Here is a 13688-nt window from a genome sequence, read left to right as displayed (position 1 = left end):
GTAGGGAGAGGCAGATCAGCGAGGCCGTGGGCGATCACAGGCGGCGGTCGGTCATGTGATATTCGAGTTCGCCGGCGTCGTCCTCGCTGATCGTCCAACCGCGCACCGACTCGCCTGCTTGGTGCACAGCCTCGCGATCACCGGAGACGAGATAGTGCCAGTCCGGCAGTTGTTCACCGTTGAGGCGCAGGCGGTATGCACAGGTGGTGGGCAGCCATTCGATCGCGTCGACGTTCCGCATCGAGAGGCGCACGCACTCAGAGACGTAGGCGTGACGATGCCGGTAGTTGGAGCATTGCCCACTACGTCGATCGAGCAACCGGCAGGCGACGTTGGTCGGGAAGAGTTCGCCGGTTTCCTCATCCTCCAATTTGTGGAGGCAGCATTTGCCGCAACCGTCGCACAGCGCTTCCCACTGTGCGCGGTCCAGCTTTTCGAGCGGCGTATCTTCCCAGAAGCGGTTCATTCAGCCCAGCGTTTGATCTCGTCAGCGATCGCCTGTGGCGCCCCGTCCTGCGGCAGCAGGGCAAGCGGCTTGCCCTCGGGCGACATCAAATAAGCCTGGCGGCTGTGATCCATCAAATAGCCGCCGGTGGTGCCTTTCCCCCGTTGATAGAAGATAGCGAACTCTTTGGCCACCTTGGAGATTTCCTCCGGCGTGCCGGTCAGCCCAATCATCCGCGGGTGAAAGGCAGACACGAACTGTTTCAAGACCGCCGGCGTATCCCGCTCCGGATCGACGGTGATGAACACCGGGACGATCTTTTGCGCCAGCGCAGGATCGCTCTGTTCAAGAAGCTTCAGCCCGGCAGCCAGATTCTGGACATCAACGGGGCAGACATCAGGGCAGAAAGTGTAGCCAAAATACATGATGCGGTACCGGCCAGCTAGGGCGGAGTCGGACAAGCGCTTCCCGTCCTGATCGACGAGCGTGAACGGGCCCCCGATGCGTGCTCCTTCCAACGGCGGGCTGACCGGCGACTGAGCCGGGGAGCAGGCGAGAAGGGCGAGTGGCGCGAGCCAGGCGATTGGTCGGACGTTCATGGCACGAGCAGCCTTGATCTGTTAGGGCGGCCATCGCAACCATCAGATGGATCGTTTGCCCGTGAAGACGCTTAGCCGCCTGTTCGTCCCCGTCCTGATCCTCGCGGCGCTACCTGCCGCGGCCCAGCAGCAGTCGCAGGGCTACAAGTTCCTTGAAGCGGTGCGTAAATCGAACGGCGACGAGGTCGTGAAGATGCTCGACCAGCCGGGCCAGCGCATCGTCAACGCACGGGATGTCACCACGGGTGAGGGCGCGCTGCACATCGTGACCAAGCGGGGGGACGCAACCTATCTTCGCTTCCTGCTCGCACGGGGCGCTGATCCGAACATGCGCGACGGCCGCGGCGACACGCCGCTGCTCCTTGCGGTGCAATATGGCCAGCACGCGATCGTCGACCTCCTTGCCGCCGCGAAGGCCAATCCGAATCTCGGCAACGGGGGCGGGGAGACCCCGCTGATCCGCGCCGTGCAGAAGCGTGATCTCGCGCTCGTGCGCAGCCTCTTGGCCGCGGGGGCAAATCCAGACCAGACCGATAACGTGGCCGGCATGTCGGCGCGGGACTACGCCAGGGCTGACGCGCGTGCCCCGGCTATTGCCAAGCTGATCGACGAAAAGCCCAAACAAGCAGTTCGCGCAGTGGCTGGGCCGCGAATGTAATCCGAGGGGGGCGGGAGCGTACCCGCTCTTCGCTGCAGTTTCGCAATACATCTGTGATGGCCGCGGGCGTTTTCCGCGGCCGCTACTTTTTGCGTGCTGAACGCCGAGCCACCGTGGCGTGCGCATTCTCTCCTCGAGCTTGCAGCAGCGCTGGAACGATCCGGTGGCCTCGCGCGTCTTGATCCGGACAAAACGTCCGTTTAGCAGCCTCTCCCCCAGGTGCCCCCCTGGCACCACCAGTCGCGAGTTCCGTGATGACCGAATCTCAGGTCGGCGAAGATCAGTCGATTGACGTGCAGGATGATGGCTCCAGCGGGCGCAAGGCGCTCAGCCCGCGGACGAAGTTGGTCCTGGCGTTGGTTGCCCTTGTCGTGCTTGCCGCGGGTGGGTTGTGGTTCCTCCGATACCAAACCACCGGCAAATACCTGCAGGAAACCAACGATGCGCAGCTGGCGGCCGATATGGTCACGGTTGCGCCGCGGGTGGCCGGCTATGTCGCCGACGTTCTCGTGTCGGAAAATCAGGACGTAACGGCGGGCCAGCCGCTCCTGCGGATCGACCCGCGAAACGCGCGCGCACAAGCGGCACAGGCAGAGGCGCAGATCGCGGTCGCCATGGCACAAGCGGATGCGGTCCGCGCCCAGATCCGCGAGCAATATGCCACGATCGAGCAAGCAAGGGCTCAACTGGCCGCTGCACGCGCCAAGGCGGCCTTCGATGCAGGCGAGGTGGCGCGATATCGGCCGCTCGCTGCATCGGGTGCGGAAAGTCGCCAGCAACTCGCACAGCTTGAGGCCACGGCGCGGCAGTCGGCGGACAACGTACGGGCACAGGAAGCCGTTTTGGCGATGCAGCAGCGCCGGGTCGCTTCACTCGAAAGCCAGGTACGGCAAGGGCAGGCGCAGGGGCAGGCCGCGCGGGCGCAACTGGCCGCTGCTAATGTGGATGTGGGCGCAACCGTCATTCGCGCAGCCATCGCGGGGCGGATCGGCAACAAAACGGTGACCGTCGGCCAATTCGTGCAAGCTGGTACGCGGCTGATGTCGATCGTGCCCTTGGACAAGCTCTATATCAGGGCAAATTTCAAGGAGACGCAGCTCGCGCTGATGCGGCCCGGCCAGCCAGCCACGATCAAGGTCGATGCGCTGGGCGGAATGGAACTCGCCGGGCGCGTAGAAAGTCAGGCGCCGGGGACCGGTGCGCAATTCTCCTTGCTTCCGCCGCAGAACGCCACGGGGAATTTCACGAAGATCACGCAACGCGTTCCGGTGCGCATCTCGCTAGAAGCAACACCGGCGGCTCGCCGGTTGCTCGTACCCGGCTTGTCTCTGACCGTAACGGTGAACACGAAGTCCGCACGCGACGAGCTCGAGCGCATTCGCGAACAGCAGGAAACGGTTCAAGCAAATCAGCGGGCGCGCTGACGTGGCGAGCTTGGCACCTGCGGCGCCGCGGACCGGCACAGAGCGTGCAGATCTCGGCGCCTGGCTGGCCGTAGCGGCAGGAACGTTGGGCGCGTTCATGGCGACCCTCGATATCTCGATCGTCAATTCTGCCCTGCCCACCATCCAAGGGGAGATAGGGGCGAGCGGGACGGAGGGAACGTGGATCGCCACCGCCTATCTTGTCGCGGAGATCGTGATCATTCCGATGGCGGCCTGGCTCGAGCGGATGCTCGGTCTGAGGACATTTCTGCTGTTGGCTGCCGCACTTTTCACGGCATTTTCAGTGGTGTGCGGGCTTTCCACGAGTCTGCCGATGATGATCGCCGGGCGGATCGGGCAAGGCTTTACCGGCGGGGCGATGATCCCGACGGCACAAACCATCATCGCACAGCGGCTGCCGCCCGCCCAACAGCCGATCGGCATCGCCGCCTTTGGTGTGACTGCCATTCTTGGGCCCGTGCTCGGCCCGCTGATCGGTGGGTGGCTCACCGAGAATATCAGCTGGCACTATGCCTTTTTCATCAATGTGCCGATTTGCGCGGTGCTGGTGACCTTGCTTCTGCTTGGGCTGCGGCACGAAAAATCCAACCTGCATCTCATCCGCGAGGCGGATTGGCTCGGGATCGTCGGCCTGGCGCTTGGTCTGGGTGGCCTGACCGTCCTTCTGGAGGATGGGCAGCGCGAACAATGGTTTGACTCCAGCCTGATTCGGTGGATGTTCGTGATCAGTCTGGTCGGTTTCGGGCTGCTCTTCTGGGGTCAGGCGACCGCCAAACGGCCGATCATCAAGCTAAAGCTCCTTTTAGACCGGCAGTTCGGCGCTGTGGCGCTCATGGGCATGGTGTTGGGCATGGTGTTGTACGGCACCAGCTATGCCATCCCGCAATTCCTGGCCACGTTGGCGGATTACAATGCCCTTCAGTCCGGGAAGGTGGTGCTGCTATCCGGCTTGCCGAGCCTGTTTCTGATGGCGATCGTACCGCTGCTGCTCAGGAGAGTGGATATCCGTCTAGCTGTCGCTGGCGGCCTCCTGATCATGGGAAGTTCCGCGCTTCTGGACTCCAACCTGACCGCGCAATCGAGTGGAGGTGATTTCACCATCTCGCAGTTGATGCGGGGCGTCGGGCAGATCCTCGGCATGTTGTTCCTCAGCCAGGCCGTGGTCCGGTCCGTGCCGGCAGAGGATGCCGGCGACGCATCCGGGCTGTTCAACGCAGTGCGCAATCTGGGTGGCAGCTTTGCGCTCGCGGGTATCTCGATCCTCCAGGACAAGCGCCTATGGTACCATTCGCGGCGCCTTGAGGAATCGCTCGGTGCCAACAGCCAGAGCGTTCAGGATTACGTCGGGTCCCTGACGCAGGCGGTCGGTGACCAGGAGGCCGGTCTTCGGCTCCTATCGCAGCAGATCCAGGCGGAGGCGCTCGTGATGACCTATAACGACATATTCTGGATCATGGGGGTGGGAACATTGGTGGTGTTGCCGCTCGTGCTGTTCCTGCGCCCCCTGCCCAAGGATGCCGGCCCGGCGATGGTGCACTGATGCGGCGACTTGTTTTGCCTTCAGCCCTGGCTCTAGTCGGCGGGTGCACGGTCGGTCCGGACTATAAGGGACCTCCAGCGGCAGCCTCGCAGGCTGTTGATCGCGGCACCTTTGTGCGGGCTCGGGATCCAGCGCTTAGCGCCACACCCGGTCTGGCGCGCTGGTGGGAGGCCCTAGGCGATCCCACCCTTGACGCGCTGGTACAGGATGCCCTGGCGCATAACCCGAGCCTTGATCAGGCAAGCGCCCGTATCCGCGAGGCAGAGGCTCAACTGCGTCAACAGCGGGCCGCGCGCCTCCCGAGCGCCAGCGCCACGGGGCAGTATCTATATGCGGAACTGCCCGGCGTCGGGTTGGGGGCGCCCGGCGGCGGATCCGGGGGCAACGGCGGACAAGATGGTGCGGGAGACGGCGGAACGGCGCTCGAGTTCTACAATGTCGGTCTCAACGTTTCCTGGGAAATCGATCTATTCGGCGGCGGGCGACGCGGCGTCGAGCAGGCGCGCGCTACTGCAGCAGCCCGCGAAGCAGATCTGGCGGATGCGCAGGTCTCTCTCTCCGCACAGGTCGCCCAGGCGTATGTCGCGCTTCGCGATATACAGGCGCGCATCCGGCTGAATGCCGAATCCACCAGGCTTCAGCAGCAGCAGCTTGCGCTGACGCGTCAGCGCGTTGACCGCGGTACCGCCTCCCGATTGCAGCTCGAGCGCCTGCAGAACCAGCTGGAAAATACCGAGGCGGAGGCGATCCCGCTCGGCGCGCAGCGGGACGAGCAGTTGAACCTCTTGGCGGTACTCACCGGGCAGGCACCGGGCGCCGTCGATACCATGCTCGCCGCAGATGCGCCGGTGCCGCTCCCTCCGGCCACCGTACCGATCGGCAATCCGGCCGCATTGATTGCTCAACGTCCGGACATCCGGGCGGCGGAACGGCAGCTGGCGGCTGCCACTGCTGGCGTCGGAGTGAACAAGGCGAAGGAGCTGCCGGGGATCAGCTTCATGGGGCTTCTGGGGCTGGGCGGCACGAAGCCGGGTGACATATTTGATCTCGGAAACCTGACCACCCTGATCGCGCCCTCGCTGAACTGGTCGTTCCTGGATTTCGGACGGGCGCGAGCGGCCACCCGGGCTTCGGAAGCGCAGCGCGACTCGGCAGAGGCCGGGTACCGCCAAGCCGTGCTGGAGGCGCTGCAGGAGGCAGAAACCGCATTGTCGCGGTTCGGCAGCACGCGTGCACAGTTGGGCCGGTTTGCGCAGGCCGAAGCGACCGCGAACCGGGCCGCTGCGCTTAACCGCCAGCGGGTAGAGGCAGGAACAACTACGGTGATCGACCAACTCGACGTGGAGCGGCAACGGATCGCTGCGGCGGCTGCCGTCGCCCAGGCGAAGGCTCAGCTAACGCAGAGCTATATTGCGATAAACAAGGCGCTGGGCCTCGGCTGGCGTGCGCCGAACCCTAACGGGGGCGCAGGCCGTCAAACACCAGGCGCAGCGCTTCGCTGACCTGAGCCGCCACTTCATCCTCGCTCAGAAAGGGCAGCATCACGGTGCTGGCCATACGGGCGGCGAGCACGATGTCGCGCGGCGTGACGGTGGATGCGATCTCGCCGCGTTCCTTGGCGGCGGCGACCGCGGGGGCAAAAATCCGCTCCATCCTGTTGCCTAGCGCCTCAAGGGCGGCGCGGTTGGCTTCGTCGAGCTGCAGATCAGCGGCGATACGCGCGAACAGGGAGGATGCGACGGCGCCGTCCAGCACGAAGCCCGAGAGGATGTCGACGAGCGGGCGGGCGGGATCAATGACCTGTTCCAGCCTGTCAGCCTCACGCGAGAAGATCGCCACCACGAGGGCGTCACGGTCCTTGAAGTTGCGATAAAGCGTGCCGCGGCCCACGCCCGCGCGCTCCGCAATCGTGTCCAGTGGGACGCGATAGCCCTCCGCGGTGAAGCATAGGACCGCCGAAGCGATCAGGGCTTCGCGTCGTTCCTGCGCGTCGCGCCGTGGCGCGCGGCTGCGGCGCTTGTCTGGCTCGTGCCTCTCCATGCGGGGGCAATATAGGGAGGGCCAGGCGGCTTGTCCCTGGCGGATGACGATTTGGGTGGGGCACTCGCGGCCCAAAACAGGATTGCATTGGGTCAAAACAGTGCATTGTCGGGAGCGATCGGCCTTTCCGGGCGGAGCGATGGCCAGCTGGCTACGCCGTCCGCCAACGTCCGATGGCGAGCGCGCTGGGCAAGGAGTGGCAGCCGATCTAAGCCGTCATTCAGCAGGGTGCGGGTCAATGCCGTCCGGCGCGCAGGAGGGGAAGTGAGATGGAGCACGAAGCCAAGGCGGACCTGTCCCACCTGCGTAAGGTGGTCGGCGCGTCGATGGCCGGCACCATCGTCGAATGGTATGAATTCTTCCTCTACGGCACAGCGGCGACGCTGGTATTCGGCAAGCTGTTCTTCCCGCAGACCGCCAACAATCTGGACGGCATCATCGCGGCCTTTGCCACTTATGCCGTCGGCTTCATCGCGCGACCGCTTGGCGGCGTCGTCTTTGGTCACGTCGGAGACCGGATCGGGCGCAAGTCGCTGCTTCAGTTCAGCCTGGTCCTGATCGGGGCGTCGACATTCCTGATGGGCTGCCTGCCTGGGTTCAACGCGATCGGCTATTGGGCGCCGGCGCTGCTGGTGCTGTTGCGGTTCATCCAGGGATTCGCGCTCGGCGGCGAATGGGGCGGGGCCGTCCTGCTGGTGACGGAGCATAGTCCCAACCGGAGCCGCGCCTTCTGGGGCAGCTTTCCCCAGGCCGGCGTGCCGCTGGGCAATGTGCTCGCCACCGTCGTGCTGCTGCTCCTGTCCACCTTCCTATCCGAGGAGGCCTTCCTCGCCTGGGGATGGCGGGTCGCCTTCTGGCTGTCGGTGATCATTATCGCGATCGGCTATTACATCCGCACACAGGTGAGCGATTCCCCGCTGTTCCATGCGGCGCGGGAGGAGGCGGAACGTCGCGCCGATGCCGGGCATGGCGTGACCGAAGTGTTCCGGCGATACCCGCGCGCGGTGTTCAACGCGATGGGGCTGCGGTTCGGCGAGAACATCCTCTATTACATGGTGGTCACGTTCTCGATCACCTACCTGGCCCATCGCGGCATCGCCACGAGCCGTATCCTGGGACTGCTGTTCATCGGTCACCTGCTGCACGTCGTGGTCATTCCGGCGGCTGGCGCACTGGCCGACCTGCTGGGCCGCCGCCCGGTCTACCTTCTCGGGTCCGCACTGGCGATGGCATGGCCGTTCGCCGCATTTCCCATGTTCGACACCGGAGACACGGTCATCATGCTGGCCGCGATCATGGCGGGCCTCGCGGTCCACGGCCTGATGTATGCGCCGCAGCCAGCGATCATGGCGGAGATGTTCCCGACGCGGATGCGCTATTCCGGCGTGTCGCTCGGCTATCAGGTGACCGCAATCGTGGCGGGATCCTGGGCGCCGCTGATCGGGGCGTCGATGTTGCGCGTCTATGACAGCTGGATGCCGCTCGCGATCTATGTCGGCCTGAGCGCGGGCGTCAGCGTGATCGCCGCGATGTTCATGCGGGAAAGCAAGGGATCGTCGCTCAGCGCGCTTGATGCCGACGATCGCCGCCGCATGGTTGGCTGATCACGCCCTCATGATTTTGTCTCCCCGTCCATGAAGTAAAGGCGCTGAATGGCTGATAATAGACCGTGCCAGTTCAGGTGGTGATTCTGGTTGAAGGGAACCGACCTACCTTCGGCGCGGTTATAACCAGCCTCCGCAAAGAGTAATCGGAGGAGGCGTATGAAGATCATCATTGCACTGGCCGCAGCCAGTATTCCGCTCATTGCAGCATCGCCGGCACAGGCTGGCGACAAGCCTTTTCGCGGTGCTGTGTATGACGACAGTAATTCACATTATCTGGATTACAAAACTGATCTGAGCGAAGCCCGGCGCGAACTGCGCAAGGATCTGGCCCGAGCGAACGACCAGGCCGATCGGGTTGACGCATGGGCCGAATATCGACGCGAGGTTGCCGATGCCCGGCATGACTTCGCAAAGGAAATGGCCGAGCGCGGCGTGATCATCAATCGCCGTCCCAGCGTGACGGTAGAGCCCGAGTAACGACGAGCCGGACGCGCGTTCTCCGGTGCGCCAGGTGCGGGCGCGCGGGGGCGCGTTCGCGCTTATGCTTCCTCGGCCACCTTGCCGGTCGCGACGCTTGGCGCGGGATCGCGCTGGCGGCGCAGGCGAAGGCCGACGAACAGCACCGTTGGCCAGAACAGCGTGTTCAACGTATCGCCGATCGTGTCCGGCCAACGCCACGATCCGTGATTGTACCGGTCGATGCACTCGTTGAGCACCTGAAGAACAACGACGCAGGCCAGCGGCACTGGCGTCGCGAGCGAGCGGCGTGTGATCAGCCGCGCCAGCATGAGTACCAGCATGCCGCCATGGACATGGGCCAGCGTGTCGGCGCCGCCTTCAACCATGCTCGCAACAAAGTTCTTGAGCGCGACATAATACATGGGGCGCGCTTAGCGGCTCTGCCCCGCGCCTGTCATCCGCCGCTTTGCCCGATCGTTCGCCCCTTTCCCCAAACAGGACGGCGGTATTCGATCGACGGTTACGAATGTGCCTCGCGAGCGATGACGAGCGCTGGTAGATTCGCGTGGGGACATTGGGGGACATATGCGGTTTGGGGGATTATCGATCGTCCTGGTGAGTGCGCTCGCCAGCAATGCGAGCGCGCAGGTGCGGCCGGCGCAGCATAAGGCAACGAACAAGGGCGCGGTCAGTGTGCGGGACGTTCGATACGCGCCGGCCCCGGAATGGGTGATTGCACCGCCCGCCGCCAGCGATGCTCCCCTTCCGCCCGGCGCTCCATTGCGGGTTGTTTATTCCGACAGCCAAGTCCGGGTGAACAGCGGGGTGCAGGAGGAATATCAATCCTGGAAGCTGAAGATCCTTTCTCCGGAAGGACTGGGCGCTGGCAACATCGCGGTTGCCTGGTCACCGGCCAACGAGGAGATGATCGTTCATCGCCTGACGATCATTCGCGACGGCAAGAGCACCGATGTGCTCGCGGGCCAGAAGTTCGCCGTTATCCAGCGCGAGAATGATCTCGAGCAGTCGATGCTTCACGGTGATCTTACCGCAACGCTGCAGGCGGCGGGGCTCCAGATCGGCGACGAACTGGAGTTTGCGGCCACCAAGCGGCGCCGCGGCCTTGCCCCCGCCGAACGCGCGGACGGCTTCATGCAATTCCCGCTGGTGGGCATCCGGGGTGCCTACCGGCTGCGTGTGCTGTCACCCAAGGCCGCCGCGCTGACCTTTCGCAGCGCCGGCGATCTTCCCAGCCCGACGAGCCGCGAGATCGGAACGGAGGTCGAGCATCAATATCTGCTCGTTGATCCCGCATCGGTGAGCCTGCCCGACCAAGCGCCCCTCCGTTATATGGTGAAGCGGCTGGTGCAATTCGGTGATTATCCGGACTGGGCCACCTTGTCCCGGTCGTTCGCTGCGCCCTTTGCCCAGGCGGCCGATCTGGCGGCGGACTCGCCCGTGCGCGCGGAAGCCAAGCGGATCGCCGCACAGACCAGCGATCCGGCGCGCCGGGTCGAGGCGGCGCTGCGCGTGGTTCAGGACCGGATCCGTTACGTTTACGTCGGGCTGGACGGCGGCAATTACCGGCCGGCCGGCGCCGACGAAACGTGGAGCCGCAAGTTCGGGGATTGCAAGGGCAAGTCCGCACTGCTGATCGCGCTGCTCCGCGAGATGGGGATCACGGCGGAGGCCGTGCTGGTGGCGAGCAAGGGCGGCGACGGCATGGACCAGCGGCTGCCCAGCCCCGCCCTTTTCGATCATGTCGTCGTGCGCGCCAGCGTGAACGGCGCGCCCGTCTGGCTGGACGGCACGCGTCTGGGGGACCGATCGCTCGCGACCCTCGATCCGCCGCTGTCCCGCTGGGTCCTGCCGCTGAGGGCCGACGGCGGCGCGCTTGAGCCGCTCGCCTTTCCGGCCCCGCGCCTGCCGAACCGCGTCGAAGTGGTGGACATCGATGCCTCCGCCGGGTTCGACAAGCCGGCTCGATATCGTATCCAGCAGACGCTGCGCGGCGACGAGATCTACGCCATTCGCGCCCAACTTGCCGGAGTGGCGACGAGCGATGCGGACAAGATGCTGGCCGCTTACTGGCGCCAGCAATATCCCGCCGTCGAAGCATCAAATACGAGCTGGCGCTTCGACGAGGACAACCGCCTGCTGGTGCTTGGCCTGACCGGCGAGGGTAAGATGGACTGGGAGGGCGACGCCAAGGACGGCCATACCCATTATCTCTTCGGCGGGGGCTTTCCGCCGCCGTCCGAACTGAAACGGCCGAAGGATCAGCCGCAGGACGCGCCCTATGCGAACGACTATCCCGCATTTTCCTGCTACGCCACAACGGTGAAGGTGCCGCCGGCCGGCAAGGGTTTTCGCTGGTCCTTTTCCTCGAAGCCGATGGACCGGACGCTCGGCGGCATCTCCTACTGGCGGATCTCGTCCTTCGACGGGCAGGTCGCCCGCATGGTGAAGAGCCGCCGGGTCGATGCGCCCGAGATCAGCGCAGCCGAAGCGGCGGCGCTCAACGCGGCCATCGCCGGCTTTGACAACAACAAATCCTATGTCTGGGAAGTGACCGGCAAGGCAAGCACGATAGCGGCAGACGCCACGAGCCGCTTCGGCAGCTTCGAGGATTTCGCCAGCGCCACGCCGCCCTGCCAGAGCCAGGTTCGGACGACCGCAACGACAACGGCGGGCGCGGGGGCAAACTAACTGGCTGCGCCAAGGGGGCCAATCGCGCTAGGGACGGAGCCATGGAAAACCGCTCCGACCCCTCCGCCGGTGCACCGGCGGGATTGACCTATACCGGCTATCTCCGGCTGGACGAGCTTCTCGCCTGCCAGACGCCGTTGTCCGATACGCATGACGAGATGCTGTTCATCGTCATCCATCAGGCGTCCGAACTGTGGATGAAATTGTGCCTTCATGAACTGACCGCCGCGCGCCGGGCGATCGCCGAGGATCGCCTGGACGCCGCGTTCAAGATGATGGCCCGCGTCGCGAGGATCCAGCAGCAGCTGATCGGCAGCTGGGAGATACTGGCGACGATTACGCCGGCCGATTATTCCGCCATGCGCGACAAGCTCGGCTCCAGCTCCGGCTTCCAGTCGCACCAGTATCGCGCGATGGAGTTCCTGATGGGGAACAAGAACGCTGGCATGATCCGCGTGTTCGCCGATGCACCGGCTTTCCAAGCGATGCTTCAGGACGCTCTGGAGCAGCCGAGCATCTATGACGAGGCGCTCCGCGCGCTGGCGCGAGCGGGGCTGCCGGTACCGGAGGCGCAGCTGACGCGCGACGTTACCCAGCCCTATGAGGCGTCCGAGGCGGTGGAAGCCTGCTGGCGCCAGGTGTATGCGGAGCCCGAACGGTATTGGAACCTCTATGAACTGGCGGAAAAGCTGGTTGATCTGGAATATCGTTTCCAGCTGTGGCGGTTCGGCCATCTGAAGACGGTGGAGCGCGTGATCGGGTTCAAGCGCGGGACCGGCGGCACCGCTGGCGTGCCGTATCTGGCGCGGGTGATCGACCAGGTGTTCTTCCCCGAACTGCTGACGGTGAGGGCCGTGCTGTGACGGCCTGGCCCAAGCTTGCCGAGGTTCAGGCGATCGACCTCGCCGATCCGCTCAGCCCTTGCCGCGCGCGTTTTGCGCTGCCGAAGGGGGTGACGTACCTCGATGGCAATTCGCTGGGCGCCTTGCCGTGCGCCACGCCGGCCCGGGTGGCGGCTGCAATTGCGGGGGAGTGGGGCGAGGACCTGATCGCCAGCTGGAACAAGCATGGATGGATCGACGCGCCTGCGCGGTTGGGCGCGCGCATCGCGCCGCTGATCGGGGCAGCGGCGGACGAGGTGATCGTGGCCGATTCCACGTCGGCGAACCTCTTCAAGCTGATCACTGCCGCCTGCCTCGCCGCCCCCGGCCGTTCCACGATCCTGACCGAGCCCGGCAATTTTCCGACCGACCTGTATATTGCGCAGGGGGTGGCGGCGATGCTGCCCGATCGCCGCGTGCGGACCGTTCCGGCGAGCGAGATTGCCGGGGCAATCGACGGCGATACGGCGATCGTGGTGCTCACCCATGTCCACTACAAGACGGGCGCGAAACTGGACATGGCCGGCCTTACCGCGGCCGCCCATGCGGCGGGCGCGCTGATCCTTTGGGATCTCAGCCATAGCGCCGGCGCGGTGGAGATCGACCTTGATGGATGCGATGCCGATCTCGCGGTCGGCTGCGGCTACAAATATCTGAACGGCGGGCCAGGCGCCCCGGCGTTCCTCTATGTCGCGCGGCGATGGCAGGGGCAGTTGCGGTCACCGCTGACCGGCTGGATGGGGCATGGCGCGCCGTTCGACTTCGGCGACGATTATGCGCCGGCGGATGGCATGAAGCGGTTCCTGTGTGGCACGCCGCCGATCCTCGGCATGGCTGCGCTCGACGCGGGGCTCGATACCTTTGACGGCGTCGCGATGGCGGATGTGGCGGCGAAGAGCCGGTCGCTCAGCGAGTTGCTGATCGCCGGGATCGAGCAGCGGTGCGTCGGCGCGGGCTTTACCATCGTAACGCCGCGCGATGCCGATGCGCGCGGTAGCCATGTCAGCGTGGCGCATGATTACGCCTGGGAGATTTGCCAGGCGCTGATTGCGCGCGGCGTGATCGGCGACTTCCGCGCGCCCGATGTCCTGCGGCTCGGGCTGACGCCGCTGTACACCTCGCATGAGGATGTGTGGCGCGCGGTGGAGATGCTGGCCGAGGTCATGGCCACGGAAGCGTGGCGCGACCCTGCTTATGCCGTTCGCGCAGCGGTGACGTGATCGCTCGGGCCGACGAGGGGCCGCGGCGAAAACCTCTCCTCGTTCCTCCCTCATGGCAGGCGCGGCGGCGCGGCCGTCTCCGGTG

At 65.1% G+C, this 13688-nt stretch carries 13 protein-coding genes; 9 read left to right on the top strand and 4 right to left on the bottom strand.

Features of this window, described 5'->3' with window-relative positions; translation table 11 throughout:
* Positions 1 to 34: 34 nt before the first annotated feature.
* Together LQ954_RS11610 and LQ954_RS11605 are read right to left on the bottom strand one after the other, a co-directional pair.
* Positions 35 to 466 carry a YcgN family cysteine cluster protein gene (locus tag LQ954_RS11610; protein WP_231023259.1) on the bottom strand — a complete coding sequence of 144 codons (432 nt, stop codon included), beginning with the start codon at positions 464 to 466 and terminating at the stop codon, positions 35 to 37.
* Complete coding sequence (locus LQ954_RS11605) at positions 463 to 1044, bottom strand: SCO family protein (protein WP_231023257.1); 582 nt, start codon at positions 1042 to 1044, stop codon at positions 463 to 465. Before LQ954_RS11605 ends, LQ954_RS11610 begins: the two co-directional genes overlap by 4 nt.
* A gap of 46 nt (positions 1045 to 1090) precedes the next feature.
* On the opposite strand from LQ954_RS11605, the gene LQ954_RS11600 reads away from it, so the two are divergent.
* The 4 genes from LQ954_RS11600 to LQ954_RS11585 all read left to right on the top strand — a co-directional run bounded on the left by LQ954_RS11600 (position 1091) and on the right by LQ954_RS11585 (position 6189).
* A complete protein-coding gene (locus tag LQ954_RS11600; protein ID WP_227771998.1) occupies positions 1091 to 1702 on the top strand; it encodes an ankyrin repeat domain-containing protein in 612 nt (203 codons plus the stop codon).
* A gap of 254 nt (positions 1703 to 1956) precedes the next feature.
* Positions 1957 to 3126, top strand: a complete 1170-nt coding sequence (locus LQ954_RS11595; RefSeq protein ID WP_231023255.1) for an HlyD family secretion protein — start codon at positions 1957 to 1959, stop codon at positions 3124 to 3126.
* Positions 3110 to 4687 (top strand): MDR family MFS transporter, encoded by a 1578-nt coding sequence (locus LQ954_RS11590; RefSeq protein WP_443026628.1) that lies wholly within the window; start codon positions 3110 to 3112, stop codon positions 4685 to 4687. The genes LQ954_RS11595 and LQ954_RS11590 overlap by 17 nt, the downstream gene beginning before the upstream one ends.
* Positions 4687 to 6189 carry an efflux transporter outer membrane subunit gene (locus tag LQ954_RS11585; RefSeq protein ID WP_227771995.1) on the top strand — a complete coding sequence of 501 codons (1503 nt, stop codon included), beginning with the start codon at positions 4687 to 4689 and terminating at the stop codon, positions 6187 to 6189. Before LQ954_RS11590 ends, LQ954_RS11585 begins: the two co-directional genes overlap by 1 nt.
* On the opposite strand, the gene LQ954_RS11580 is transcribed toward LQ954_RS11585, so the two are convergent.
* Complete coding sequence (locus tag LQ954_RS11580; protein WP_231023251.1) at positions 6143 to 6727, bottom strand: TetR/AcrR family transcriptional regulator; 585 nt, start codon at positions 6725 to 6727, stop codon at positions 6143 to 6145. The genes LQ954_RS11585 and LQ954_RS11580 overlap by 47 nt on opposite strands.
* A gap of 269 nt (positions 6728 to 6996) precedes the next feature.
* Here LQ954_RS11580 and LQ954_RS11575 point away from each other — a divergent pair, with 269 nt between their 5' ends.
* Both LQ954_RS11575 and LQ954_RS11570 read left to right on the top strand, forming a co-directional pair.
* The gene (locus LQ954_RS11575) at positions 6997 to 8331 is read left to right on the top strand and encodes an MFS transporter (protein WP_231023250.1); all 1335 of its coding nucleotides are present in this window, start codon (positions 6997 to 6999) and stop codon (positions 8329 to 8331) included.
* A 159-nt stretch (positions 8332 to 8490) separates the two neighbouring features.
* The gene (locus LQ954_RS11570) at positions 8491 to 8811 is read left to right on the top strand and encodes a hypothetical protein (protein ID WP_227771992.1); all 321 of its coding nucleotides are present in this window, start codon (positions 8491 to 8493) and stop codon (positions 8809 to 8811) included.
* Positions 8812 to 8873: 62 nt separating this feature from the next.
* Here the strand turns inward: LQ954_RS11570 and LQ954_RS11565 are convergent, their stop codons facing one another.
* Positions 8874 to 9215, bottom strand: a complete 342-nt coding sequence (locus LQ954_RS11565) for a hypothetical protein (protein WP_227771991.1) — start codon at positions 9213 to 9215, stop codon at positions 8874 to 8876.
* A gap of 193 nt (positions 9216 to 9408) precedes the next feature.
* Here LQ954_RS11565 and LQ954_RS11560 point away from each other — a divergent pair, with 193 nt between their 5' ends.
* Genes LQ954_RS11560 through kynU form a run of 3 tightly spaced genes read left to right on the top strand, consistent with a single transcriptional unit; the run spans position 9409 to position 13603 of the window.
* A complete protein-coding gene (locus LQ954_RS11560; RefSeq protein ID WP_231023247.1) occupies positions 9409 to 11502 on the top strand; it encodes a DUF3857 domain-containing transglutaminase family protein in 2094 nt (697 codons plus the stop codon).
* 41 nt (positions 11503 to 11543) lie between these two features.
* Positions 11544 to 12365 carry a tryptophan 2,3-dioxygenase gene (gene kynA / locus LQ954_RS11555; RefSeq protein WP_227771989.1) on the top strand — a complete coding sequence of 274 codons (822 nt, stop codon included), beginning with the start codon at positions 11544 to 11546 and terminating at the stop codon, positions 12363 to 12365.
* The gene (gene kynU, locus LQ954_RS11550) at positions 12362 to 13603 is read left to right on the top strand and encodes a kynureninase (protein WP_231023245.1); all 1242 of its coding nucleotides are present in this window, start codon (positions 12362 to 12364) and stop codon (positions 13601 to 13603) included. Before kynA ends, kynU begins: the two co-directional genes overlap by 4 nt.
* Positions 13604 to 13688: the final 85 nt, after the last annotated feature.

Source organism: Sphingomonas sp. IC-11, from assembly GCF_021043365.1.
GTDB lineage: Bacteria > Pseudomonadota > Alphaproteobacteria > Sphingomonadales > Sphingomonadaceae > Sphingomonas.
The sequence above is the reverse complement of the archived record's forward strand: the minus strand, read 5'-3'. Positions and strand labels throughout refer to the sequence as shown.

Bases quoted from the DNA above. Each gene is read 5' to 3' on its own strand.
- LQ954_RS11575 (WP_231023250.1), top strand. From the start codon at position 6,997: ATGGAGCACGAAGCCAAGGCGGACCTGTCCCACCTGCGTAAGGTGGTC.
- LQ954_RS11595 (WP_231023255.1), top strand. From the start codon at position 1,957: ATGACCGAATCTCAGGTCGGCGAAGATCAGTCGATTGACGTGCAGGAT.
- LQ954_RS11570 (WP_227771992.1), top strand. From the start codon at position 8,491: ATGAAGATCATCATTGCACTGGCCGCAGCCAGTATTCCGCTCATTGCA.
- LQ954_RS11580 (WP_231023251.1), bottom strand. From the start codon at position 6,727: ATGGAGAGGCACGAGCCAGACAAGCGCCGCAGCCGCGCGCCACGGCGC.
- LQ954_RS11605 (WP_231023257.1), bottom strand. From the start codon at position 1,044: ATGAACGTCCGACCAATCGCCTGGCTCGCGCCACTCGCCCTTCTCGCC.
- LQ954_RS11600 (WP_227771998.1), top strand. From the start codon at position 1,091: ATGGATCGTTTGCCCGTGAAGACGCTTAGCCGCCTGTTCGTCCCCGTC.
- kynA (WP_227771989.1), top strand. From the start codon at position 11,544: ATGGAAAACCGCTCCGACCCCTCCGCCGGTGCACCGGCGGGATTGACC.
- LQ954_RS11585 (WP_227771995.1), top strand. From the start codon at position 4,687: ATGCGGCGACTTGTTTTGCCTTCAGCCCTGGCTCTAGTCGGCGGGTGC.
- LQ954_RS11610 (WP_231023259.1), bottom strand. From the start codon at position 466: ATGAACCGCTTCTGGGAAGATACGCCGCTCGAAAAGCTGGACCGCGCA.
- LQ954_RS11565 (WP_227771991.1), bottom strand. From the start codon at position 9,215: ATGTATTATGTCGCGCTCAAGAACTTTGTTGCGAGCATGGTTGAAGGC.